This is a genomic window from Nocardioides sp. SR21 (assembly GCF_022761125.1).
GTDB lineage: Bacteria > Actinomycetota > Actinomycetes > Propionibacteriales > Nocardioidaceae > Nocardioides.
Window position 1 is genome coordinate 1 of the sequence record NZ_JAKWJR010000013.1, and the last position, 23349, is coordinate 23349.

The following is a 23349-nucleotide window of genomic DNA, read 5'->3' on the forward strand; positions in this document are numbered from 1 at the left end:
CCACCCGGGGGTTCTCTTTCACGTCAATGACCAGGACCGCTACCAACGTCCCGGCCGGGTACAGCTAGCCGCCGAACTGCATGACCTCGTCCACGGGCGGGGCCTCGATGTCGACCGGCTCACCCCAGCCGGACATCGTCGTCGTGACGGAGCCGACGTCGCCCAGCGCCATCTCGGACCTGCGCATCAGCCCGGTGTCGTCGAGCCAGACGTCGAACGTGACCAGGCTGGGCAGGTCGAGGTCGAGGTCGTCACTGATGCCGCCGAGCTGCTCCTGCAGCCCGCGCGCGGTGTCGGTGCGGACCTGCATCGTGTAGTGCTCCAGCGTCTCGCCGTCGACCTCCTCGTCGCCGACGAGGGTCACCTCGGTGACGGCGTCCTCGACGAGGGCGAGCCCGGCACCCGGGTTCAGCTGCTCGGCGAGGTTCGCGCCCAGCGGGCTGCCCTTGCCGTCGAGCGGGACCTCGACCCACTTCGAGGCCGACCGGAAGTCGAAGCTCAGGTACAGGGCGCCGCCGACCAGCCGGAGCTCGGCCTTGCCGGGCCCGAACGGCGTCTTCGACATCGCCATCGCCATCGAGGGCGGTGACGTCGAGTAGTCGATGTCGCCCTCGGCGGCCAGGCTCGCCGGCCCGCCCGTCACCTCGACGGTCACGTGCGCGGTCGTCGCGTCCTCGAGCGCGCCGAGCACGTCGGCGATGAACGTCGACGGGTCGATCTCCTCGCCGGCGGGCTCGGCCGACGGTGACGCGGACGGCGTCTCGGAGGCCGCCGTCTCCGTCGGCTCGGCGGCCGCGGGGTCGGCGTCGGAGTCGTTGCAGGCGGTGAGCCCGGTCAGGGCGAGTACGACGACCGACGCGGCGGCCACCCGTCGTACGAGCGAGGAACGGCGCATTCCTCAGGCTAACGCGCTACAGCTAGCCGGCGCGGGCAGCGACCTGCAGCGTCACGGTCGCCGAGCCGGCCAGCACGTCGTGCAGGCCGCGTCCGTCGGGGCGGAACACCAGCGGCGGGATCACCAGGGCGATCAGGACCGAGCGGGCGAAGGACCGGAGCAGGTCGACGTGGCCGCCGTCGGCGACGCGGATCACCCGGAGCCGGGTCGCCATCTTGCCGAAGGAGCCGCCCACGGTCGCGGTGAAGACCGCGTTCTCGACCACGAACACCAGCAGCACCCAGATCTGGGCGGTGCTGCCCGGCTCGGAGTAGCTGTCCCAGCCGACGAACACGACGACGACCAGGATCGAGGCGATCCAGTCGACGAGCAGCGCCAGCATCCGGCGCGGCCAGGACGCGGTCTCGTAGGGCAGGGCTGCGGGGTCGCTCACGCGGGCCAGCGTAGAACGCGGCCCGAGGCGTCCATCCACGGACCACCTGTTACATGCCTGAAACAAACCGGATACGGTCGAGAAACTGCACGTGCATACGTTGCGGACATCGCCCGGCGCAGCGCCGCTCCGGTCGCTTTGCTCGCAGACTTTTTCCGGTTGCTCCAGAGGGTGGCAACCAAGGAGGACGAATGTTCCAGAACAGCGACGAGCTGCTCAAGTTCATCAAGGACGAAGGCGTCGAGATGGTCGACGTCCGCTTCGTCGACCTGCCCGGCATCGAGCAGCACTTCACGGTGCCGGTCTCGTCGTTCGACCAGTCCGTCTTCGACGACGGCCTCGCCTTCGACGGTTCCTCCATCCGGGGCTTCCAGGCGATCAACGAGTCGGACATGGCGCTGTTCCCGGACCCGTCCACGGCGTTCGTCGACCCGTTCCGCGCCGCGAAGACGCTCAACCTGAGCTTCTTCATCCACGACCCGATCACGGGTGAGGCGTACTCCCGTGACCCGCGCAACATCGCGCGCAAGGCGCTGGGCTACCTGGCGACCACCGGCATCGCGGACACCGCGTTCTTCGCCCCCGAGGCGGAGTTCTACATCTTCGACTCGGTCCGCTACTCGACCGGCGCCAACGAGGGCTACTACCACATCGACTCCGTCGAGGGCTGGTGGAACTCCGGCAAGGAGGGCGACAACCGGGGCTACAAGACCCGCTTCAAGGGCGGCTACTTCCCGGTCGCGCCGTACGACCACTACGGCGACCTGCGCGACGAGATGGTGAAGAACCTCGAGGCCTGTGGCCTGCTCGTCGAGCGCTCGCACCACGAGGTCGGCACCGCCGGCCAGGCGGAGATCAACTACCGCTTCGACACGCTGCTCAAGGCCGCGGACGACGTGATGAAGTTCAAGTACCTCATCAAGAACACCGCCTGGGAAGCCGGCAAGTCGGTCACCTTCATGCCGAAGCCGATCTTCGGCGACAACGGCTCGGGCATGCACGTCCACCAGTCGCTCTGGAAGAACGGCGACCCGCTCTTCTACGACGAGACCGGGTACGGCGGCCTCTCCGACATGGCGCGCTGGTACATCGGCGGCATCCTGAAGCACGCCCCGTCGCTGCTGGCGTTCACCAACCCGACGGTGAACTCCTACCACCGTCTGGTGCCGGGCTTCGAGGCCCCGATCTCGCTGGTGTACTCGTCGCGGAACCGCTCCGCGTCGGTCCGCATCCCGATCACCGGCTCGAACCCGAAGGCCAAGCGCATCGAGACCCGGTTCCCCGACCCGTCGGCGAACCCGTACCTCGCGTTCTCGGCCCTGATGCTCGCCGGTGTCGACGGCATCAAGAACAAGATCGAGCCCGCCGCCCCGATCGACAAGGACATCTACGAGCTCCCGCCGGACGAGATGGCCGAGATCGAGCAGGTCCCGACCTCGCTCAACGCCGTCCTCGACGCGCTCGAGGACGACCACGACTACCTGACGGTCGGCAACGTCTTCACGCCCGACCTGATCGACACGTGGATCACCTACAAGCGCGAGAACGAGATCGCCCCCGTGCAGCTGCGCCCGCACCCGCACGAGTTCGAGCTGTACTACGACATCTAAACCAGAGCCCGAAAGGGCCTCTGACCTGCATAAACGCGCGGCCCCGCGGAGGATTCCCCCAGGTTTCCCCCAGCGGGGCCGCTGCGCGTCCACGGGCACAGCCTGCCGATCGAGTCGGCAGATGCCTCGTGGGGACTCGCCTCGAGCAGCGATCGGCGGCCTGGAGGCTGGGGCCGCGCGGCAAGCAGCGGACGCGGCCCACCAGGTCAGCGCCGGCGGATCCGGGTGATCCAGTACTGCGTGTCGGGCTCGGGTGCGGTGCCGAACCGGGCATTGACCACGAACAGAGTGTCGTCGATCCGGGCGACACCGGTGGGGACGTCGAAGGTGGTGTCGGCGATCTTGGACACCACCCGTCCCCGGCTGAGTCCCTTGTTCAGCTGAACTGCGACGATCCGGTCCTCCTGGTTGCGCACGACGTACAACAGGCCGTTCCGGCCACGCTCGATGCCGTCGCCGTTGACCAGACTGCCACCGCGGATCCTGATCCGATGGGTCGCTCCAGTGAACGGGTTGATCCTGAACAGGTTCCCGGTGTTGGTCTGCACAGATACCAGTGAGCGCTTGATCCTGACGATGCCGTTGAGATTGAACCCGGGCTGCATGACCAGATCGCCACTGAGCTTCAAGGTCCTGGCGGACCGCGGCGGCAGGTCGCACCGGTATTGCCGCCCCTCACGGAACCGGACCACCAGCAGGACCTTGTTCATCGAGTCGGTGGCAAAGACTCCCCACCGGGTCACGACCAGGTCGTTCACGAACCTCTCGTTGGCCCCGAATCCGTAGGTGCGTAGGCGCTCGCCGGTCACGGGATCGTGCACCCGGATCCTGTGGGTCTCGGCGCCCGCCACCCAGAGCCGGTCGCAGCGGCGGTCGTACTCCATGCCGGCTGCGGCGCGCGGCTCGCGCCCCTGTGCCAGCAACCGACCCCCGCCGGTGCGGGAGTCGGCCCGCCAGATCGCACCGTCGTCGAGTGACCCGACGTAGAGGAACCTACGGCCATCGCTCGTGATCCCTTCAGGCTGGAACCCGTCGGGAAGAGCGATCCGGTGCGGTGCGCCTCGATGAGGCGACTCAGTCTGGGCCGGCATTGCCAGGAAGGTGATCACGACGCCGGACAGCGCGGCGACGACGGCGGACTTGCTGAAAAGTCTCATGCAATCCTCCACGGATTGATAGGTCAGCGAGTCCCCGGACCCAACGAGCGGTACCCCGCATCGGATGCACCATGCGGACACCTCTGCGACAGCGGCTGTACTTCGATAGCTGATCCGTCACGGTGTGAGGCCGGCTGCGCGGACTCACGAGGAGGTGCTTCGCGTCAGCGCCGTTGCGACGAAATGGTCGTGCGGAAGCTCGGCTCAGGTATGGCCGACGCCCTCCACGCATCCCTACTGGCCGAGCTCACGGCCTCGCGCCACCATGACGAGTTCAGGGACCTGCCCGTCGAGGTCGACGTGCGCCATGGCACTCCCGCGGACTTGGTGGTGCACGTCGCACGTGACGTGCAGCTGCTGGCCATCGGGCGAAACCGACCCGAACCCGGCGGGTATGTCCGCCTCGGACGGGTCGCGAGCTCAGCACTGTACGAGAGCCCGTGCCCGACGGAGTTGCTCGCGTCGAGCACCGCACTGGAGAGCCCTCCAGAGACTGCGCGAGAACAAGCCGAGATTGCTCGGCAACAGGCCAATGCGGCTTGGGAGCAGCTTGCCGAGTCCTCGGATCTCAGGTGAAGGGCAGGTCGGCGCAGCCCTTCTGGACGTACTCCAGATCTTCCGCCGTCACGACTTCCTCACCAGTGATCTGTTCAGCGAGAGAGGGCGTCTGGTAGATCTCGAGCTGCTTGCAGCGGTCGACGGTCTGAACGTACGGAGGCACCAGCACGACAAGGCTGATGAAGCAACCGATCCCCAAGAGCACGGCCAACCCCTCGTAGCCGGCCTTGCCCCAGAAGGTGATCGCTCCGCCTGCGAACGCAGCTGGGATCGCGAACGTCGCACCGAGCCACAGGACACCGAACGACAGTCCTACGCCTGCAATCTCTCTCCACATAACGCACCTCCCTAGCCTGCGAGCCCGGTGCCTGCGCTATCCCTGGCGGGCAGGCTCCCCGCCGCCTGTCCTCGTCGCCTCTGCGGAGAGCCACGGTCAGCCCTCGTCCTCCGGCTCAACGGTCTTGCGAATATCTGCGTTCTGGATGTTCTTGCTGTAGGCCGCGACCAGCTTCTCCTGGCGCGCCCTCTCCGCACCGCTGGCAGCCCTGGCGGCGTCCGCCGCCTTGAGGGCACGCCGCTGGTACGACACGTCGTTGTAGAGGGACAGCGACTCGGTAGCCAGGTCGAGCGTCTGTTGCATCGCTTCCTTCGGCTCGAAGAAGCGCTCGAGCATCACCGCCGACATCGCCCGAGCCGTCCATCCCTCCAAGTCCTCGTGTTTGGTTCCATCCAGGCTCAGCACCGCGTACGGCTTCGCGCCCTTGTAGAGGTCGCCGTCGGGAGTGCGCAGTCGGAAGTCCTTGTCGACCGTGTATCCCTCGACCTCGGCCGTGTCGTCGCCGGGCCACAGCAGCAACGCGGACGCGACGCTCGCCGCTCTCCCCGCCAGCCCAAAGTTCACGTGGAGCGTCTCGCAGTAGTACGGGGCCGGACGAGCGAGCATGTCAGCAGCCTTCTTGCCGATCTTCACCGCCGCGCCCGCGCTCACGAGGTACGGCGCTGCCGGCGCGAAGACCGGCAAGGCGGCCGCCGACGACAGCGCCTCCGACAAGCCGTCAGCCAGCTCGTCGTTGAACTCCCTGTCGGCGCTGATCTCGATTGTGAACAGCACATTCGTGTCGGTCACGGCCGGGCTGTAGTAGATCAGCTGCGACCCGCCCGCTGACGCGGTCGCGTACAGGAAATCTCGTCGCTCAGGCTTCGGCTGCAGCAGGTGAATCGCACGCGCAGCACCGTCGAAGTTCTGGAATGGCTTGTGCGCGGAGGTGACCAGGATGTCACCCCTCTGATCTCCCGGAATGACCCGCAACGTGTCCGGATAGTCACCGATGTACAGGGTCTCCAAAATGACCGTCAGCGGCTTTCCGAGCCCAATCGGCTGAAAGGGGATCACGTCTGCGGGCGGCCGCGTCCACTCCCCGGCGACGATCAGGTTGAGGTTGAAGCGGTCCTCGACCTGCACGACGTCTTCCGTGATCTCGCTCCGGAGCCCCAAGATCTTGTCCCCGACGACAGCTGCAACGACCACGGCGAACCCCTGTTCCTGCACACGTATGAGAAATCGAAGTGAGACCGATCGCGGACTCACTGGGCTTGGGATCCGAGCCCAGGCTTGTTCAGGAAGACCTGAGCCGAGAATCGCGGGTTTGTTGCACTCCGACATGGCCCGAATGAGGTAAATCGGAAGACGGTCGACGAAATGGTGCATGTCCACTTCTTGCCAGTTCCGGCGGCCGCTCATTCGTGTTCACCCTGCTCGGCGGCAGTGCGCACCTTCGTCACCCGCAACACGACTGCCGGCGTTACCCGGTGCGCGACAACCAGGTCTCCCTGACTCCGACCACACAACCTGCACCATCCCGATCTCCGAGACCCAGCTCGGGCGCTCCTGGGCGAAGTCGATCCGGGCGTCGGGAGCTCGGCATCCAGGAGTACACCGATCCGGCTGACGACCCGATGATCCCGCACACGCTCGTGCTGAAGCCGGGCCTGGTCGTCCACTCCGTCTACAACGGCTACTGGTTCTGGGGCCGGCCCTCGACCGCGGAGCTCTGGCGCGATCTTCGGGAGGTGACGCGACAGGTCCGGCCCGACTGGGACCTCACTGCGCCCGGCCTCCGCGAGCAGTGGGACGCCGGGGACCGCGACCAGTTCTACGGCTGGAGCAAGCACAGCCGCGGAGATGGAAGGTCCTGACGAGGTCGCCTCGGAGCGATCCGGGGCCTCGGCGTTCCTGCCGGTCAGGCCGGTGCCGCAGGCCCGGTGTGCGGCTCGGGGCTCACGGAGGCCGCGTCGTCCGGCGCCTCGTCCCCGTCGGCTACCGCGAGCAGTCGCGCCACGGCGAGGCGGGTGTACTCCTCGGTCAGCGGACTGACCACGGCGAGCTCGGCCAGGTCGGTGGTCAGGACGGCGACGACGTTGTTCTCGGAACGGACCACCGACATCGCGACCGAGAACCTCAGGGCCCGGTCGCCGAAGCTGAAGGTGCCGTCGGCCCGGAGATCGGCCTGCTCGTCGGCGTCGGCGACGGTGACCTCCTTGTCGAGGGCCACGTCGAGCCTGACCTCGACGCCGTTCTCAGCGCGCTCGTCGACGGTGCGGCAGCTCGCGACCGAGTCGGTGAAGCGGTCCATGAAGGCGCTCGCCTTCTCGGTGGTGGCGAAGCTCAGCGTCCCGTTCGTGACCTCGGGGAGGCCCGGGCCGGCGCCGGGCCGGAAGGCGAACCGGACGCTCGCATCGGTCGCGTCGACGTCCGCGTCGAAGTCGTCGAGCGCCGTGAGGCAGCCCATCGGAGACTCGATGTCGATCTCGTCCTCGTCGTCGGCCTTCTCCTCAAAGCCCTCGCCGAGGCTGTCAGCGACGAGGAGCGACTCCTCGACCTGCGCGGAGGTGAGCTGGTCGGGGTCGGCGTCGGTGCTCGAGCAGCCGGCGAGCGCGAGAGCCGTCGCAGCGATGGACACGAACAAGCGCTGCGTCATGGTCTGCCTCCGTCCCGAGCGTGGCCGGCCTGTCGTCACGAGGGTACGGGCGTGGGGCCCAACACCCACCACGGTCCGCCGGGACGGGCTCACGCGCGGATGATGCGGCGCTCGATCGCGACGGCGACCGCGCCGGCGCGGGTGTCCACGCCGAGCTTGGTGTAGATGTGCGACAGGTGGGACTTCACGGTCGCCTCGGAGACGAAGAGCTCGCGGGCCATCTCCTTGTTGCCGAGCCCGCGTGACAGCAGCTCGAGGACCTCGACCTCACGGTCGGTGACGGTGCTCGCGCCCGGGGTCGTACGCCGGACCAGGGTGGCGGCGACCGACGGTGCCAGGACGGTCTCCCCACGGGCCGTGGCGCGGATGCCGCCGAACAGCTGCTCGGGCGGGGCGTCCTTGAGCAGGTAGCCGCGCGCGCCGGCCTCGAGCGCGCGCAGGATGTCGGACTCGGTGTCGTAGGTCGTCAGCACCAGCACCTCGGGTGGCGACTCGAGAGCCCGGAGCGCGGCCGTCACCTCGGCGCCGCCGGCGCTGTCCGTGCCGAGGCTGAGGTCCATCAGCACCACGTCCGGCGGTTCGGCGGCGACGACCGACAGCGCCTGCTCGAGCCCGTCCGCCTCGCCGACGACGACCAGGTCCTCCTGGCCCTCGATCAGCGCGCGGAGCCCGGCACGCACGACGGGATGGTCGTCGACCAGCACGATCCGGATCACGACGGCACCTCGAGCGGGAAGCGCACCGAGACCGTGGTGCCCTCCCCCGGCTCGCTCTCGACGTCCGCGCGTCCGCCGAGCGTCGCCGCGCGGTCACCGATGCCCGCCAGGCCACGGCCCCGCGTGCCCCTCGGCCGCACGAGGCCGGGGTCGAACCCGCGCCCGTCGTCGCGCACGTCCAGCACCACCTCGTCGCCCTGGTAGGTCAACGTCACCACCACCCGCTGCGCAGCGGCGTGCTCGACCACGTTGGCGAGGGCGCCGCGAGCGGTGCGGACCAGCGCCTCGGCGACGTCGGCCGGGACCTCGGCCGGGTCGCCGTCGACGCGCACCTCCACGCCGAGTCCGGGCGCGGCCCGCTCGGCCACCCGGCGCAGCGCGGCGGGCAGGTCCACCAGGTCGGCGGGCGCCAGGTCGCGCACCACGCGGCGTACCTCGTCGAGACCGTCGCGCGCCGTCGCCGCAGCGGTGCGGACGTGCCCGCGGGCGGCGTCCGGCTGGACGTCCCACACCTGCTCGGCGGCCTGCAGGAGCAGGTTGATGCTGGACAGTCCCTGCCCGACGGAGTCGTGGATCTCGCGGGACAGGCGGGTGCGCTCGGCCAGCGCTCCGGTGCGCTGCTGCTCGTCGGCCAGCCGCTCCAGGAGGTCCTGGCGGGCCCGCGACTCCAGGTCGAGGGCGCGGTAGGCGAGCACGGTCACGAGCGCGACCGAGATGGGACCGGCCACCTGCACCGGGTCGACGCCGTCGGTGATGCGGAGCCAGGAGCCGGTGACCACGACGGTCATCGCGACCACGACCCCGACCGCCCATCCGAACGGCAGCACCCGCAGCACCGCGAACGCCACCGGCACGGCGCACCACGCGAACGACGGGGCGACGATCGTCAGCGTCGCCCACAGCAGCACCATCGCGCTCACCCAGACCGTCGGCCACCAGGACCGGCCGGGCAGCAGGCCGCGCGTCGCGTAGGCGAGCCCGAGAAGCACGGCGCCGAGGAGCACCGCGACCCCGGTCGCGTCGAGGCCGTGCCGGTCGACGTACCGCAGGGCGCTCGTGACCAGCAGCACCACGAGGACCGCGAGCAGCCAGCGGTCGAGTCGAGCCGCGGGCGCGAGGATTCCGCGGACGCCGGGTGTGGTCATGGTCGGTCCAGCGTAGGGAAGCAGCCCTCGCCCGGCATCAACCGATCGGCTATCCATCCGTGGCCGGTTGCCCGACGTCCAGCGCTCTCGCCACCCGAAGGATGGAGGCATGAAGCGCATCGCAACCACCCTGATCACCGCCACCGTCCTCGGCACCACCCTGGGCGCCACCCTGGGCGCCACCCTGGGCGCCGTCCCGGCCTCCGGCCACGGCCGCCCGGCCACCTACCAGCTCACCGGCGACCCGGACGGGTCGAAGTTCGAGGGCATCGGCGCTGACCAGCGGCGCGGCCTGTTCTACGTCAGTGAGGTGACCGGCGGCGAGATCCACCGCGGCTCGGCCGGCCGGTCCGCGGCGACCGAGTGGCTCGCGGGCGACGGCACCGACGGCCGCTACACCGCACGCGGCATCACCGTCGACAAGGCCGGCCGCGTCTACGTCGCCGGCGGCCCCAACGGCATCGGGACCGACCGCCCCGACCTGTGGGTGTACGCCGCCGACGGGACGCTCCTCGCCGCGCTCCGGGCTCCCGGCACCGACGTCTTCCTCAACGACGTCGCGATCGGTCCGGACGGTGCGGCGTACTTCACCAACTCCAACGACGCCCAGGTCTTCCGCGTCGCCGCCGGCCGGTCCGGCTGGCGCGCGACGCTGTGGGCGGATGCGACGGACACGATCGAGCGCGCGGAGGGCTTCAACCTCGGAGGCATCGTGCTCACCGCCGACCGCAAGGCGTTCGTCGTCGCCCAGGGCAACACCGGGCTGCTCTGGCGCTTCTCGACGCGCACCGGCGCGGTCAGCCCGGTCGACACCGGCGACGCCGACCTGGTCAACGCCGACGGCCTGGTCCGCCAGGGCACGAGGCTCACGGTCGTGCGCAACTTCAGCCGGATGGTCGCGACCCTGCGCCTGGCCGACGGCGGCCGGCGGGCGGTGCTCCTCGACCAGGAGGCGAGCTCGGCCGACCGCGTCCTCACCACCGCCAAGGTGCTGCGCGGACGGATCCTCTACGTCGACAGCAAGTTCGAAGAGACGGTCGCGTCGGGTCCCTACGAGGTCGTCACCGACCCGACCCGATGATGCGCCTGGCACTCGCGGCGCTCCCGCTCGCGCTCGGCCTCGGCCTCTGTGCACCCGTCGAGGACGGGCCGGGCGACCCGGCGGCTCGGCCCGTCCTCGACGAGCGGCTTCGAGACGCCGCCTGGGCGAACGACGTCGAACGTGCTCGCCGCCTCATCCAGCGCGGCGCCGACGTCAACGCGAAGGACGAGAACGAGCAGTCGGCGTACCTCATCGCGACCAGCGAGGGGTACCTCGACCTGCTGCGCCTCACGCTGCACGCCGGCGCTCGCGTCGACGCCAAGGACAGCTGGAACGGCACCGGCCTGATCCGCGCCGCCGAGCGCGGGCACGGGCTGGTGGTGGGCGAGCTGCTGCGCGCGGGCATCGACCGTGACCACGTCAACCGGATCGGCTACCAGGCGATCCACGAGGCGGTGTGGCTGGGCGAGGACACCGCGCCGTACGCCACCACGGTCCGGGTGCTGGCCGCCGGCGGCGTCCGGTTGGAGGACCGGTCGCCCTCGGCCGGGCTGACGCCGCTGGAGATGGCCCGCGAGCGCGGGTACGACGGGCTGGAGAGGATCCTTGTCGACATGACGACCAGCGACCGCCCGGCCGACCCCGACGCCGCGCTCCTGCGGGCCGCCGCCGACGGTGACCCGGACGCCGTGGCGACCGCGCTCCGGGCCGGGGCCGACATCGAGGCGCGCGACGACCACGACCGGACGGCGCTGCTGCTCGCTGCGACGTACGACCACGTCCCGGTCGCCCAGGTGCTGGTGGCGATGGGCGCCGACCCCGACGCCCTCGACGACCGCCACGACACCCCATGGTTGGTCACCGGCGTGACCGGCAGCGTCGCGATGCTCGAGGCGCTGCTGCCGGCGGGCCCGGACCTCACGATCCGCAACCGGTACGGCGGCCTGTCGCCGATCCCGGCCAGCGAGCGCGGCCACGTCGCCTACGTCCGGCGCGTGGTCGGGACCGGCGTCGACATCAACCACGTCAACGACCTCGGCTGGACCGCGCTCCTGGAGGCGGTCATCCTCGGCGACGGCGGCGCGGACCACCAGGACATCGTGCGGATCCTGCTGGCGGCCGGGGCCGACCGGGGCATCGCCGACGGCGACGGCGTCACGCCGCTCGAGCACGCCCAGCAGCGCGGATACGACGAGATCGCCGTGTTGCTCCGGCGTTAGGGCCGATGGTGCAGGATGAGGTCGTCGTGTCCGACTCTCACCCAGGAGTTCCCATGGTCAAGAAGCTCATCATCGTGCTCGCGCTCGTCGCCGTCGGCGGTCTGGTGGCCAAGAAGGTCACGTCGAGCTAGGTGACGCCTCCACGTCCGTGATGGACGTGATCCAGGACTGGTGGGTGCTGCTGTTCTTGGTGATCGCGAGCAGCTCGTCCATGTGCGGCTCGAGGCCGGTCACCTTGTCCAGCGGGACGCCGACGACGAGCTGGAAGCCCAGCCCGCGCCACGCCTGAACGGCGCGGCCGGCGAACTCGGAGTCGGCCTTCACGAAGCCCTCGTCGAGGAACACCGGGGCGAAGCGCGGTCGCGAGCGCATCTCGTCGCCGAGGCGGAAGCGCAGCGCGGAGCCGACGATGAACGCCACCAGCTCCTGGCTCTCGCCGCCGCTCTTCTCCCCCAGGGTCCGGTAGGTCGCGCGCAGCTCGCCGGTGAGGTGGTCGTAGCGCTCGGCGCTGATCTCCACGTGCCGGCGTACGTCGAGCAGGCGGTCGCGGTCGGTCAGCGCTGCCGCGGCTCCCCCGACCTGGCTGGGCCTGCGCAGCTGGTTCATGAACCGGCTGAGGTCGGCGAAGCGCTTCTCCATGCCCGCCTCGTCGACCTCCTCCGACGAGCCGGACGACAGCGTGCGCAGGTCCTTCATGAACGTCTGCACGTGGGCCGGGGTGAGGCGGCGCAGCCGGATCCGGAGCCGGTCGCCGGAGGCACCGCCGAACTCGAGCCGGCGCAGGATCGCGTTGATCGGGCCGAGGCGGTCCTCGATCTCCTCGATCGACGCGGCCATCGCACCGACGAGCGGGACCAGGTCCTGGCCGCTCCACTCGGTGAGCCGGCGCCGCCACTCGGTGCGCCGGGCGGCGAGGCCCTTGCCACGGATCTCGTCGAGGATGCGGGCGTAGTCGGGGTAGGAGTCCGCGGTCGCGCCGAGGTTCGGCGAGTCCCACTGGAACTTGTAGACCCGGAACACCTGGGCGAGGTCGTCGTCGACCCGCGCGATCTCGGTCTCGGCGTCGGCGACCGCGTCGCGCAGTCGCTCGGCGAGCCGCTGCGAGGTCTCGGCGAACCGGTCGAGGTCCTCGGGGTCCGCGGGTGCCGCGGCCGCCGCGAAGTCCGCGGCCAGGGCGGCCTCCTGCTCCTCGGTCAGCGCGACCTCACCGGCCGCCTCCATCGCCTGGAGACGGTCCTTCACGTGGTCCTCGGCGTCGACGAGCTCGGCGTGCGCGGCGTTCAGGTCGCGCTGTCGCTGCTCCACGCCGTAGCGCTCCCGCCGCGTCTCCTCGAGGCGCGCGGACAGGTCGGCGATCTGCGCCTCGAGCGCCTGCAGCTGGTCGTCGGAGCCGAGGATCTCGGAGCGACGGCGCTCGATGTCCGCGATCCGCCGGTCGCTGCCGTCGACGTCGAAGTCGTCGAAGCGCGCGTTCGCGACGGCGTCGTACGACGTCCGCTGCTGCTCGAGGACGCGGGCCCGCCGGTCGAGCTCGGCGGCCTCGGCGGCGATCGCGTCGAGCTGCTCCCCCGTGCTCGCGAGCTCCGCGTCGATCTCGGCGATGGCGTCGGCGTTGGAGAAGCCGATGATGCTGCGCACGTCGTTGCGCCCGTGGGCACCGCGCCGGCCGTTGCGGGTCTGGCCGGCCAGCGTCACCCGGAAGCCCGGGCCCGCGAGCCCGTCGGCGTCCTCCATGCACAGCGCGTTGCGCGCCGGGTCGTCGACATGCGCCTGGACCCAGCCGCTGAACGGCGAGTCCTCGAAGAGCAGCTTGCCCGCGACCCGCTCGGGGTCGGCCGGGCCGAGGTCGGGCAGGTCGAGCTCGACGCCCTCGAACACCAGCCGGCCGCGCATCCGCAGCCCGTCGATGGCCGAGGAGAACTGCTCCAGCCGGTCCAGCGGCACCAGCATCATCCGGGCGCTGGCGCCCAGCACGGTCTCGATCGCCCCGCGCCAGCGGGCCTCGTCGGGCGCGACGTCGATCAGCTCGGCGACGTACGGCAGCTCCTCGACGCCGATCCCGCTCGCCTCGGCGACCTCCGCGCGCATCTCGTGCATCCGTGCGGGCACCCGGCCGGCGCGGCTCTCGAGCGACGCGCGCTCGCGGCGCAGCTCGGACTGGCGCTCGCTGAGCGGGAACTGCCGACGCAGCACCCCGTCGCGCTCCTGGCGGATCCGCTCCTGGTCGCGCTGCCACCCGGCCAGCCACTGCTGGGCGTGCAGCTGCAGCACGGTGAACGCCTCGACCGACATCAGCGCCGCGTCGATGTCCGGCGCGTGCGCGTCGGTCGCGTCGATGAGCGGCAGCAACCGCTCCTGCAGGACCGTCCGGCGCGCGAGCCGGTCCTCGCGGACGACCTGCTCCTGCTCCAGCGACAGCGCGAGCGCCTGGAGGCTCGAGCCGCCGGCCGCCCGGTGCGACTCCTTGGCCGCCTCGAGGTCCATCAGCAGCGCCCGCTCCGCGGAGGTGGTCGCGGCGAGCTGGTCGCCGTTCGTCGCCCGATCGGTGCGGTTGGCCACGACCGCGCCCTCGATCAGGCGCAGGTGGGTGCTGAGCAGCCAGAGCCGCAGCGGGGTGTCGCCGGCGAGCGTGACGCCGTACGAGTCGAGCTCGGCGAGCCGCTTCGTCGCGACCACCTTGCGCTCGTGGAGGTCGGTGATCGGGGCGAGCAGCTCGAGCTTCTGCTCCTCGGTCCGCATCGCGGAGTGCGCGGTGTCGAGGTCGTCGAAGTGCTCGATCGCCCGGTCCGCGGCGGCGTACGTCGCCGGCCGCTCGAGCACCATGTCCTTGTAGAGCTCGTCGACGCTGCGGACCTGGTTGCCCGCCTGGATCCGCGCCAGCAGCCGCAGCGCCTTCGCGCCGTCGCCGTTCGCCCCGATGCCGAGGCGCGCGTGCAGGACCGCGGAGAACTCGGCGTACGTCCGGTGGACGCGGATGCCCGGGAACAGCTTCTTCAGCGTGTTCGCGTGGAACCGCTCCGGTACGGCGACCTCCAGCGCGTCCAGCGCGAGGGCACCCTCGTGGGTGGCGAGCTGCATCTGGACGTCGCTCGAACGGGCCGCGCGCCGCGGCACGTAGTAGGTGCGCAGCGCGGTGAAGCGGCCGCCCTGATCGTTCACGAACGTCATCGCGATCGCGCCCCAGGTGTCGGCGCCCTTGCCGCGCAGGAGCTTCTCGACCGGCCGGCCGGTGCGCGGGTCGTCGACCACGTCGACCGCGCCGCGCAGGTACGACAGCAGGTTGCGCTGGCCCTCGCCGCGCGCGCGACCGGCGACGGCGTCGTTCGACGCACCGTTGAACTTCGTGTCCGACGGCATCATCAGCGCGGTGTAGGCGTCGAGGATCGTGCTCTTCCCGACGCCCGAGGCGCCGGAGATCATCGTGGCGTCACCGCGCAGCGGCACCGTGGTCAGGCCGCCGAAGCCGCCCCAGTTCACCAGCTGCAGCAGCGCCGCACGCCACTGCACGGTGTCGTCGGTCGGCGTCGCCACGACCTGGCGCTCGAAGAGCCCGTCCGGACCGAGCTGCTCGATCTCGTCGATGGACATCAGATCTCCTCGTCGAACAGGTCGGTGGCGTCCTCGACCTCGGGCGGTACGTCGCTCGCGTTGGCGCGGACCAGCGCCTCCAACAGCTCCTGCAGCAGCTCGAGCGGGATCAGCGACTCGACGGCCTCGCTGATCTCGAACCGCTCCTCGGTCGCGGTGCCGATCAGCAGGCCCGCCTTCACGATGCCCGCGACCGCGTTGCGCGCCCGCTTCTCGTCGCCGGCGACGTCGGTCGCGTGCGGCGGCCGGAAGCTCGCGACGTAGCCGACGATGTCCTCGCGGTCGATGTAGACCCGGGTGTCGCCACCGGCGAGGCCCGAGCGAAGCCGGTCGCGCAGGTGGACCAGCACCAGCGTCTCCTCGCGCGACCACGCGGCGTCGTACAGCATGGTCGGGAAGCGCCCGCCGGTCTCGGTGCTCGCCTGTCGCTTCCACGCGACCTCGCGGACGCGGTCGACCTGGAGCTCGAGGAACAGCTCGTTGAGCCGCGAGCGCAGCAGCCGCTCGTGCTCCACCAGCACCTGCCAGTCCCGCGGGTGCGTGCGGGCGCTGATGAACCGCTGCTTGAGGAGCGTCACGAGGGCGTGCCGCTGCGCGTACTCCAGCCCGCCCTCGTCGCCCTCGAACAGCGAGACGGAGTCGTCCACGACCTCGTCCTCGAACTCGACGTCGATCTCCACGGTCATGCGTTCTCCAGGTCCGGGTCGGGCAGCGGGGTGCGGGGCACGGCGAAGGTGCGCCTGCTCCCGTCGGGGCGTACGGCGGCGTAGGGCTCGAGGTCCTCCTCCGCGCGCCAGTCCCGGTCCGCGGCGAGGTGCAGGAGGCCGAAGATCTCGACCGGCCGTCGCAGCGACGGCTCGAAGTCGTCGAAGAGCGCGCCGAGCGACTCGGCGGGCTGCAGCGAGGTCAACGCGGCGTCCAGGCGCTCGCGCAGCGACGCGAGCTTGGGGCCGCCCTGGGCGACGAGGTCGGCGAGCGAGACCGGCGGCGCGTCGTCGGCGTCCGGTGTCGTGATGCGCTCGGGCAGCACGTCGTCGGCGGGGTCGTAGAAGCGCTCACGCAGGTGGTCGACGGTGACCCGCGCCGGCAGCAGCGGCACGTCGTGGGACGCGCGCGGGCCGGTGGTCGCGACCCACGTCATCAGCTCGGACTCGACCTGGCGCAGCGTCTGCTCGAGCTCGCGGTCGCGGGCGGCGTCGTGGGAGACGATGTACTCCTTCAGCGTCGCGGTCACCCGCGACCGCTGGGCGAGCACGCGGTCGAGACCGTCGCGCACCAACCGCACGGTGCCCTGGAGCTCGGCGCGCTCGGCATCGCTGAGGATCCGGTCCGACAGCGGGTGGTCGAGCAGCGCGGTGAGGTCCTCGCGCAGCTGGGTGACCAGCGCGTCGTCGCGCAGCAGCGCGAACGCGCCCTCGAACGCCCGGCCCTCGTGGGTCGCGGTCATCAGCGCGTCGGCGCGCGACAGGTAGTCGTCGATGACCTCGCCCGCGGGCCGGTCCTCGGCGCGGAACGCCGCGAGGATCTCGGTGCGGATCGTCGCGAACCGCTCCTCCACCCGCGCGAAGTCGCTCGGCAGCGCCGAGATCAACGACAGCAGCTCGGTGAACCCCTCGAGCATGTAGTCCTCGGTCGCACCCACGAGGTCGGCGCCGTCGACGAGCCGGTCGCGCTCGGCCTGGAGCCGGGCGATCTCCTCATTGAGGATGGTGACCCGCGCGGACCGGTCGGGGTTGGCCTCGGAGTTGAAGCGCCGCACCGTGCCGAGGATCGTCGCGATCCGGTGCTCGCTGAGCGTGGCCCGGTCCCGGGCGAGGTTCTTCACCAGCTCCAGCGCCTGCTGGGCGTGCGACGTCAGCGCGTAGACCTCGTTCCCGACTTCGTCGAGCGACCGCACCAGCCACTGCCCGCGCATCCAGCGCTGACAGATCTCGCGACCGGTGCCGGTCGGCACGTCCTGCTCGCCGGTACGCCGGATCTCGGCGAGGTGCTCCTCCACCTGGGTGTGCAGCCGGGCCGTGGGGATCGGCTTGTTGTTCCGCCCGAACGCCGCCCGGAAGATCGTGATGACCACGGGCGCCTGGCGCTGGTGGAGCAGGGTCAGCGTGGGCTGCGCGAACGCGCCCTTGACGCGGGCGAGCTCGCCCCCGATCTCACTCACTGCCCGTTCCCCCCGATCGACCTGCCGCCCACCCGTCCGGGGCGCGACGACACCCTAGATCGGACAGGGCGCCCCTTCGCAGCAGGGGCGGATGTACCCGCAACCGTCGCAGCGCTCGTGGGACGTCTCCCACCGCATCAGGGTGTCGCAGTTGGGACACGGTTCGGTCAGGTCGGCCATCCCCCGACCCTAGGACGGCGGGCGGTCCGGATCGGGGCGACACGCCCCTGGCCGCGGACCGCGCAGCGGGGGTTGCGTGACGCCCGCCACAGTCCTATGTTAATCGGAATTCACATTTCTTCTCGGGAAGCAGGTGGCCTCATGCCCCAGATGAACAGGCGCGGCGTTCTCACCCTCGGAGCCGCTCTCGGCCTGACCGGCGTCGCGAGCGCGGCCCACCCGCCGGCGGCGTGGTCGTGGTCGCCGACGGGCTCGGTCCTCGGGACCGGCAGCGGTGTGGACCCGCAGTGGGTCTGGGACGACACGATCGACCGGATCATGGCCTCGGTCGTGCAGAACGGCCAGGTGCCGGCGGTCAACGAGGCGATCCTCCCGTGGGTCGACAACAACGACCCGCTCCCCACCGGCCTGCCGCCCGAGCTGGCGGCATACCTCGGCGACGCGGTGAAGATGCCCGCCTGGGCGGACATGACCAAGCTGCGCCGCGCGGCCGACTTCAACCGCCGCAAGGACACCTACCTGTTCTTCATCTACGGCCTGGGCGGCGGGATCATGAGCACCGTCATCCCGCGCGAGGCCAAGTCGGTCTACTGGTCCAAGGGTGGCGCCGACATGCAGGACCGCGCCGCGAAGACCTTCGCCTTCGGCTACGACCTCAGCGACCTGAACGCGTTCGAGCCGAGCGGCCAGTTCGTGGTGACCTCCAACAAGACGCGGATGGTGCACGCGGCCGTCCGCCACCTGCTCCCCCAGTCGCCGTACTGGAAGGCCGTCGCCGAGGAGCAGGTGCCGATCAGCAACGCCGACATCCTGGTGACCTTCCACAGCACCGGCACGTTCGCCCACAAGAAGATGAAGGACTGGGGCGTGCGGATGTCCGCCGCCGACGAGGAGGCCTTCCTGCACTCCTGGCAGGTGGCGCTGCACTACCTCGGCGTGCGCGACGAGTACATCCCCGCGACCTGGGCCGCGGCGCACGCCCAGTCGGCGCAGGTGCTGACCCCGATCCTGGCCGTGACGCCCGAGGGCCGCGAGCTCGCCGAGGTCCTGCTCGGCCTGACCGCGCAGGTCGACCTCGGGGTCACCCGTGGGTTCCTCAACGAGTTCGTGCGCTACACCCTCGGCAACGAGATCGCCGACTGGCTCGAGCTCCGGCGCGACTACGCCTCCGCGGCGACGATCCGCGTGGGCTGGCCGGCGTACATCGCCTTCCGCGAGGGGTTGATCCCCGTGGCGCCGGCCGGGTTCTACGTCTTCGACCAGCTCCTGCGCGCGCTCGCCATGGCGTTCCTCAACCGCGGACAGGACGGCCAGACGACGCCGATCACGATCCCGGACATGAACCGGCCGGGGGTCTGAGGGCGGCGAGCAGCAAGGACTGCACCGCGCCGCGGTGCTCGGGGGTGTCCTCCCAGCGCAGCCGGCGGCCGGCCTCGACGACGACACCGAGACCGGCGTGCACGAGCACGCGGGCGGCCACGTGGTCGAGGTCCGGGCGTACGGCGAGCAGCCGCTGCTCCCAGATCGCGAGGTGGTCGCGCTGCGCCGCGAGCACGGGCCGCTGCTGGGCGGGCGGCAGCCCGACGATCTCGGCCTCGGCGACGCTGGTCAGCTCGCGGTGCTCGAAGCTGTAGGCGACGTACGCCGCCGCGAGCGCCTCGACCGTGTCGTCGGCCTCCGCCACGGCCTGGTCGAGCAGCGCCGCGGCCTGGAGGCAGGCCGCGGCCAGGATGTCGACCTTCGCCGGGAAGTGCCGGTAGATCGCGGACGTCGCGATGCCGACCACGTCGGCGACCTGCCCGAGGGTGACCTCGTGGAAGCCGTCGCGCGCGAACAGCGGGATCGCCGCGGCGAGGATCTGCTCGCGGCGCTTGCGCGGCTCCGGAGCGGTGGGGACGACGGCCGGCGCGGCCGTACCCGGCTGCGCTCCTGCGGTGCCGAACGCGGCGGCCACCAGGACCTCCTCGGCCCGGCGGGTGGAGATCCGGGTGTGGTGCATGGTGATCGAGCCGATCGCACCGAGGGCCGCGACCGCGCGCAGGTGCCGGTCGAGCGGCCCCGGCTCGACGGCGTCCGCGACCCGGCCGACGACCTGCTCGAACTTGCCGCGCAGCACCCGGCGGTCGTCGGGCTGCAGGTAGCGCGCCTCCCAGCGGTAGACCCCGCCCGTGCTCCGGTGGGCGATCGTGACCCGGGCCAGCGCGCGGAAGAGATCCTCGAGGGCGGCGTCCGCCGGCTGCTCGTCGAGTGCCTCGACGAGCCCGTCGGCCATGAAGGTCGCGCACTCGGCGAACAGCTCGTACTTGTTCGGGAAGTGCCGGTAGAGCGCGGGCGCCGTGATCCCCACCCGCGTCGCGATCTCCTCCAGCGACGCGGCGTGGTAGCCGCGCTCGTTGAAGACGTGCCCGGCGGCGTCGACGATGAGCTGGCGGCGGTTGCGTGGCCTCGTCGACATGGCGTCAGTCAACCAGCGTGTTAGATGGGAAGCGATGACACTCCACTATCCCGAGCTCGCCGAGCGGGTCCGCAGCCAGCGTGACCTGCAGCCGGGCATGTACGGCGGCATCGACCTCACGGCGACGCCGTACCGCTTCACGGTCGACCCCGACGTGAAGTCGTCGCTGCCCCGGTGGGTCGCCGAGCGCGGGCCGCTGCTCGAGGACGACGCGACCGTCGAGCTGATGCGCACCGCGACGATGCTGGGCGACGTCGTCGCGGATCCGTACGCCGCGCTGCTGGACACCTACGGCACCAAGCGGCTGATCCAGTTGCTCACCCAGGCCTGCCGCGAGGGCGTCGACGCCGTGCCGGACGCGCCGGACGAGCTGCGCGCGTTCATCGCCGCGATGGAGGTCCGGCCGGACTGGCTGGACATGGAGCTGGTCGAGGAGGGGGCGCGGAGCTCCCGGGTGAGCGCGGCGTTCCTCGCGCCGTTCCTGACCCGCGGCGCGTTCCTCGCGACGTTCATCAACACCTACGCCGCGCTGCCCATGGCGCTGACCGGCGCCCTGTCGGACAAGCGCGCCGCCCGTCGCGTCACCGAGACCACGAGCTTCTTCGCGGTCACGACGCTGCCGGGCGCGCTCGACCGTCACGGCATCGGCTTCGAGACGACCGCGCACGTCCGGCTGATGCACTCGGTGGTGCGCTTCAACGCGCTGCACCGCTCGGCGAAGTGGGACCAGGACGTGTACGGCGTGCCGGTCCCCCAGGTCGACCAGATGCCGGCCGGGATGATCAACATCTACATCCTCGCCGCCGGCGCGGTCCGCGAGGGCCGGACCGAGTGGACGCCGCGCGAGCGGGCGATCCACGAGTTCGTGCGCTACCGCTGCTTCCTGATGGGCCTGCCCGAGGACCTGCTGCCGAGCGACCCCGAGGGCATCGTCCGGGTCTTCCACGCCCGCGCGGCGACGCTGCGCTACGACTTCGACGACGCGATCTGCGGCGAGCTGGTCCGCTCCACGCTGGCGGCGTACCTGCGCCCCGGCCACACCTGGCACGACAAGGTCGCGGACCGGGTCGAGAAGGCTTGGAGCAAGACGTTCTTCACCCGCAGCTTCGGCCGCGGGGAGCACCTGGGCGTGCGCCTCGACCGGCTCGACAAGGCGCTCGTCGCGGCGACCACGCCGTACGTCCTGGGCCGGTTCGCGCTGATGGCGCGGGCGACGGTCCAGGGCAGCCCGGTCCAGCGCGCCGCCGACGCCTACACGCTGCGCGTGCTGCGCAAGGCGTTGGCGACGTACGGCGTCGACGAGGCGATGACCGAGGCGCACGGCCACATCTCGGGCTGAGGCCCAGGTCGGGGCTGGGCCGTCACAGGTCCACCATGTTCTCCAGGTGAACCTGAGGCTGTTGCGATCTGGCCCTGACGCTCAGGTCGGGCCCCCTTCGTGCCGATGTAGTACGGCAACAAGGAGGTTCCTCATGCTCACTCTCGTCATCATCGCGGTCGCGCTGGCCGGCTCGTACGTCGTCCTCGGCTGGGCGCCGCGCCGCTTCAGCTGATCGCCACGGCGGCCGTCAGGCTGCCGATCCCCTCGACGTCCATCGTCACCACGTCGCCCGGCTCGAGCGGCGGCGGTGTCTGCTGCCCGCTCCTCCCCCAGAGCTCGGCCAGGCAGCCACCTCCGCCGGTCGTGCCGGACGCGAGCAGGTCGCCCGCGACCACCACGGAGTCGCGCGAGGCGTAGGCGATCATCTGCGCGAACGTCCAGTTCATGTTCGACAGACGGTCCCGCCCGACCGGCTCGCCGTTGACCGCGACGCGGCACTCGAGGTCCAGCGACGGCAGCTCGTCGGCGGTCACGATCCACGGACCGATCGACGTCGCGAAGTCCTTGCCCTTGGCCGGCCCCAGGCCGACCTTCATCTCGCGGGACTGGAGGTCGCGGGCCGACCAGTCGTTGACGATCGTGTAGCCGAAGACCACGTCCGCGGCCTCGGCGTCCGAGAGGTCCGTCCCGCCGGCGCCGAGCACGACCCCCACCTCGAGCTCGAAGTCGAGCGCGCGGCAGGTCGCCGGCCGCGGGATCGCGACGCCCGGACCGTACAGCGCGTGCGGGTTCGTGAAGTAGAACGTCGGGGCGTCGTACCACGCCTCCGGGACGCCGCTGGCGTTGTCGACGCTGCGGCGCACCCCCTCCACGTGGCTCTCGAACGTCACGAAGTCCCGGACCGACGCCGGCTTGTACGGCAGCAGCAGGTCGGTCTCGGCGTACGCGACCGGTCGCTCGGCGAGCGCCGCGGCGCCGACCTCGAGCGCCTGCTCCAGCCCCAGCGCGACCAGGTCGCCGACCGGCATCGGCAGCAGGTGCGCGCCGGCCTCCGAGATGACGGCAGCACCCTGCCGCAGGTTCGCGATGCGCATCAGCCGAGCACCGACCCGCCACCGTCGACGACGATGTTCGTGCCGCTGATCCACGAGGACTCGTCCGACGCGAGGAACACCGCAGCGTTGACGACGTCGTCCGCGTGCCCGTGCCGGCCGAGCGGGATGCGGTCGAGCACGACGCGGCGCATCCGCTCGGGTGGGTCGGCGAGCATCGGCGCGGTGTTCGGCGTCTCGACCAGGCCCGGGCTGATCACGTTGGCGCGGATGCCGTGCGGCCCGCCCTCGACGACCAGCTGCAGGGTCAGCGCGATCACGCCGCCCTTCGCGGTGCTGTGCGCGTTCTGCGCCATGAACTCGACGCCGCGGATCGCCGCGATCGAGCCGACGTTGATGATCGAGCCGCCCCCGTGGTCCTTCAGGTGCGGCCAGGCGGCCTTCACCGTGTAGAACACCAGGTCCAGCTCGTTGCGGATCGTGAAGTCCCAGTCCTCGACGGCCAGGTCCTCGATCGGCGCGAAGCGTTGGGTGGAGGCGTTGTTGTACAGCACGTCGATCCCGCCGTACGTCGCCACCGCGGCGTCGACCCAGTCCCGGGCGGCTGCCGCGTCCCCGAGGTCCACGCCTCCCATGACGGTGATCTCGCCGCCCTCGGCACGGATCAGCGCCTCGGTCGCCGCTGCGCGCTCATCGTCCAGGTCGCAGCCGACGACGCGGGCCCCCTCAGCGGCGAACCGCCGGGCCGCCGCGACGCCCATGCCACCGCCGACGCCCGTGATCAGCGCGATCTTCCCAGCCAGCCGGTCACTCACGCGGCACAGTCTGGCGCGGCCTA

Annotated in this window: 21 protein-coding genes; 7 read left to right on the forward strand and 14 right to left on the reverse strand. The window is 71.0% G+C overall.

Annotated features, from left to right (window positions below):
- Window positions 1-64 precede the first annotated feature (64 nt).
- Together MJ604_RS20820 and MJ604_RS20825 are read right to left on the reverse strand one after the other, a co-directional pair.
- On the reverse strand, window positions 65-895 hold the full coding sequence (locus MJ604_RS20820) for an LppX_LprAFG lipoprotein (RefSeq protein WP_243060630.1): 831 nt from the start codon (window positions 893-895) through the stop codon (window positions 65-67).
- 22 nt (window positions 896-917) lie between these two features.
- The gene (locus tag MJ604_RS20825) at window positions 918-1328 is read right to left on the reverse strand and encodes an RDD family protein (RefSeq protein ID WP_243060631.1); all 411 of its coding nucleotides are present in this window, start codon (window positions 1326-1328) and stop codon (window positions 918-920) included.
- 191 nt (window positions 1329-1519) lie between these two features.
- On the opposite strand from MJ604_RS20825, the gene glnA reads away from it, so the two are divergent.
- Window positions 1520-2938, forward strand: coding sequence for a type I glutamate--ammonia ligase (gene glnA / locus MJ604_RS20830; protein ID WP_243060632.1), 1419 nt, complete (start codon window positions 1520-1522; stop codon window positions 2936-2938).
- A 206-nt stretch (window positions 2939-3144) separates the two neighbouring features.
- Here the strand turns inward: glnA and MJ604_RS20835 are convergent, their stop codons facing one another.
- Window positions 3145-4107, reverse strand: a complete 963-nt coding sequence (locus MJ604_RS20835) for a superoxide dismutase (RefSeq protein WP_243060633.1) — start codon at window positions 4105-4107, stop codon at window positions 3145-3147.
- A 177-nt stretch (window positions 4108-4284) separates the two neighbouring features.
- Here MJ604_RS20835 and MJ604_RS20840 point away from each other — a divergent pair, with 177 nt between their 5' ends.
- On the forward strand, window positions 4285-4671 hold the full coding sequence (locus MJ604_RS20840) for a universal stress protein (RefSeq protein WP_243060634.1): 387 nt from the start codon (window positions 4285-4287) through the stop codon (window positions 4669-4671).
- Here the strand turns inward: MJ604_RS20840 and MJ604_RS20845 are convergent.
- Together MJ604_RS20845 and MJ604_RS20850 are read right to left on the reverse strand one after the other, a co-directional pair.
- On the reverse strand, window positions 4664-4990 hold the full coding sequence (locus MJ604_RS20845) for a hypothetical protein (protein WP_243060635.1): 327 nt from the start codon (window positions 4988-4990) through the stop codon (window positions 4664-4666). The two genes, MJ604_RS20840 and MJ604_RS20845, sit on opposite strands and share 8 nt — an antisense overlap.
- Before the next feature lie 96 nt (window positions 4991-5086).
- Entirely contained in the window at window positions 5087-6181 is a 1095-nt protein-coding gene (locus MJ604_RS20850) for a hypothetical protein (protein WP_243060636.1), read from the reverse strand.
- A 428-nt stretch (window positions 6182-6609) separates the two neighbouring features.
- Between MJ604_RS20850 and MJ604_RS20855 the strand changes: the two genes are divergently transcribed.
- A complete protein-coding gene (locus MJ604_RS20855; RefSeq protein ID WP_243060637.1) occupies window positions 6610-6849 on the forward strand; it encodes a hypothetical protein in 240 nt (79 codons plus the stop codon).
- Window positions 6850-6893: 44 nt separating this feature from the next.
- Here the strand turns inward: MJ604_RS20855 and MJ604_RS20860 are convergent, their stop codons facing one another.
- The 3 genes from MJ604_RS20860 to MJ604_RS20870 all read right to left on the reverse strand — a co-directional run bounded on the left by MJ604_RS20860 (window position 6894) and on the right by MJ604_RS20870 (window position 9492).
- Window positions 6894-7631, reverse strand: coding sequence for a hypothetical protein (locus MJ604_RS20860; protein ID WP_243060638.1), 738 nt, complete (start codon window positions 7629-7631; stop codon window positions 6894-6896).
- Window positions 7632-7720: 89 nt separating this feature from the next.
- On the reverse strand, window positions 7721-8347 hold the full coding sequence (locus MJ604_RS20865; protein WP_243060639.1) for a response regulator transcription factor: 627 nt from the start codon (window positions 8345-8347) through the stop codon (window positions 7721-7723).
- Entirely contained in the window at window positions 8344-9492 is a 1149-nt protein-coding gene (locus tag MJ604_RS20870) for a sensor histidine kinase (protein WP_243060640.1), read from the reverse strand. The genes MJ604_RS20865 and MJ604_RS20870 overlap by 4 nt, the downstream gene beginning before the upstream one ends.
- A gap of 109 nt (window positions 9493-9601) precedes the next feature.
- On the opposite strand from MJ604_RS20870, the gene MJ604_RS20875 reads away from it, so the two are divergent.
- Window positions 9602-10573 carry an SMP-30/gluconolactonase/LRE family protein gene (locus MJ604_RS20875; RefSeq protein ID WP_243060641.1) on the forward strand — a complete coding sequence of 324 codons (972 nt, stop codon included), beginning with the start codon at window positions 9602-9604 and terminating at the stop codon, window positions 10571-10573.
- Window positions 10570-11754: an ankyrin repeat domain-containing protein gene (locus MJ604_RS20880; RefSeq protein ID WP_243060642.1), complete on the forward strand. Its 1185-nt coding sequence runs from the start codon at window positions 10570-10572 to the stop codon at window positions 11752-11754. Before MJ604_RS20875 ends, MJ604_RS20880 begins: the two co-directional genes overlap by 4 nt.
- Before the next feature lie 117 nt (window positions 11755-11871).
- Here the strand turns inward: MJ604_RS20880 and MJ604_RS20885 are convergent, their stop codons facing one another.
- The 3 genes from MJ604_RS20885 to MJ604_RS20895 are packed head-to-tail and all read right to left on the reverse strand — an operon-like array spanning window position 11872 to window position 17503.
- On the reverse strand, window positions 11872-15342 hold the full coding sequence (locus MJ604_RS20885; RefSeq protein ID WP_243060643.1) for an ATP-binding protein: 3471 nt from the start codon (window positions 15340-15342) through the stop codon (window positions 11872-11874).
- Window positions 15342-16028 carry a DUF4194 domain-containing protein gene (locus MJ604_RS20890; RefSeq protein WP_243060644.1) on the reverse strand — a complete coding sequence of 229 codons (687 nt, stop codon included), beginning with the start codon at window positions 16026-16028 and terminating at the stop codon, window positions 15342-15344. The genes MJ604_RS20885 and MJ604_RS20890 overlap by 1 nt, the downstream gene beginning before the upstream one ends.
- Entirely contained in the window at window positions 16025-17503 is a 1479-nt protein-coding gene (locus MJ604_RS20895) for a DUF3375 domain-containing protein (protein WP_243060645.1), read from the reverse strand. Before MJ604_RS20895 ends, MJ604_RS20890 begins: the two co-directional genes overlap by 4 nt.
- Before the next feature lie 321 nt (window positions 17504-17824).
- Here MJ604_RS20895 and MJ604_RS20900 point away from each other — a divergent pair, with 321 nt between their 5' ends.
- Entirely contained in the window at window positions 17825-19042 is a 1218-nt protein-coding gene (locus MJ604_RS20900) for an oxygenase MpaB family protein (RefSeq protein ID WP_243060646.1), read from the forward strand.
- On the opposite strand, the gene MJ604_RS20905 is transcribed toward MJ604_RS20900, so the two are convergent.
- Window positions 19008-20138 (reverse strand): TetR/AcrR family transcriptional regulator, encoded by a 1131-nt coding sequence (locus MJ604_RS20905; protein WP_243060647.1) that lies wholly within the window; start codon window positions 20136-20138, stop codon window positions 19008-19010. The genes MJ604_RS20900 and MJ604_RS20905 overlap by 35 nt on opposite strands.
- 34 nt (window positions 20139-20172) lie before the next feature.
- On the opposite strand from MJ604_RS20905, the gene MJ604_RS20910 reads away from it, so the two are divergent.
- Window positions 20173-21477 carry an oxygenase MpaB family protein gene (locus tag MJ604_RS20910; RefSeq protein ID WP_243060648.1) on the forward strand — a complete coding sequence of 435 codons (1305 nt, stop codon included), beginning with the start codon at window positions 20173-20175 and terminating at the stop codon, window positions 21475-21477.
- Between the two features lie 206 nt (window positions 21478-21683).
- Here MJ604_RS20910 and MJ604_RS20915 read toward each other — a convergent pair whose 3' ends face one another.
- Window positions 21684-22553, reverse strand: a complete 870-nt coding sequence (locus MJ604_RS20915) for a fumarylacetoacetate hydrolase family protein (protein WP_243060649.1) — start codon at window positions 22551-22553, stop codon at window positions 21684-21686.
- Window positions 22553-23326 carry an SDR family NAD(P)-dependent oxidoreductase gene (locus MJ604_RS20920; protein ID WP_243060650.1) on the reverse strand — a complete coding sequence of 258 codons (774 nt, stop codon included), beginning with the start codon at window positions 23324-23326 and terminating at the stop codon, window positions 22553-22555. Before MJ604_RS20920 ends, MJ604_RS20915 begins: the two co-directional genes overlap by 1 nt.
- Window positions 23327-23349 lie beyond the last annotated feature (23 nt).

Excerpts from the sequence above, each read along its gene's own strand:
- MJ604_RS20900 (WP_243060646.1), top strand. The coding sequence starts at position 17,825 with ATGCCCCAGATGAACAGGCGCGGCGTTCTCACCCTCGGAGCCGCTCTC.
- MJ604_RS20860 (WP_243060638.1), bottom strand. The coding sequence starts at position 7,631 with ATGACGCAGCGCTTGTTCGTGTCCATCGCTGCGACGGCTCTCGCGCTC.
- MJ604_RS20910 (WP_243060648.1), top strand. The coding sequence starts at position 20,173 with ATGACACTCCACTATCCCGAGCTCGCCGAGCGGGTCCGCAGCCAGCGT.
- MJ604_RS20880 (WP_243060642.1), top strand. The coding sequence starts at position 10,570 with ATGATGCGCCTGGCACTCGCGGCGCTCCCGCTCGCGCTCGGCCTCGGC.
- MJ604_RS20885 (WP_243060643.1), bottom strand. The coding sequence starts at position 15,342 with ATGTCCATCGACGAGATCGAGCAGCTCGGTCCGGACGGGCTCTTCGAG.
- MJ604_RS20890 (WP_243060644.1), bottom strand. The coding sequence starts at position 16,028 with ATGACCGTGGAGATCGACGTCGAGTTCGAGGACGAGGTCGTGGACGAC.
- MJ604_RS20820 (WP_243060630.1), bottom strand. The coding sequence starts at position 895 with ATGCGCCGTTCCTCGCTCGTACGACGGGTGGCCGCCGCGTCGGTCGTC.
- MJ604_RS20875 (WP_243060641.1), top strand. The coding sequence starts at position 9,602 with ATGAAGCGCATCGCAACCACCCTGATCACCGCCACCGTCCTCGGCACC.
- MJ604_RS20915 (WP_243060649.1), bottom strand. The coding sequence starts at position 22,553 with ATGCGCATCGCGAACCTGCGGCAGGGTGCTGCCGTCATCTCGGAGGCC.
- glnA (WP_243060632.1), top strand. The coding sequence starts at position 1,520 with ATGTTCCAGAACAGCGACGAGCTGCTCAAGTTCATCAAGGACGAAGGC.
- MJ604_RS20855 (WP_243060637.1), top strand. The coding sequence starts at position 6,610 with ATGATCCCGCACACGCTCGTGCTGAAGCCGGGCCTGGTCGTCCACTCC.
- MJ604_RS20845 (WP_243060635.1), bottom strand. The coding sequence starts at position 4,990 with ATGTGGAGAGAGATTGCAGGCGTAGGACTGTCGTTCGGTGTCCTGTGG.
- MJ604_RS20905 (WP_243060647.1), bottom strand. The coding sequence starts at position 20,138 with ATGTCGACGAGGCCACGCAACCGCCGCCAGCTCATCGTCGACGCCGCC.
- MJ604_RS20870 (WP_243060640.1), bottom strand. The coding sequence starts at position 9,492 with ATGACCACACCCGGCGTCCGCGGAATCCTCGCGCCCGCGGCTCGACTC.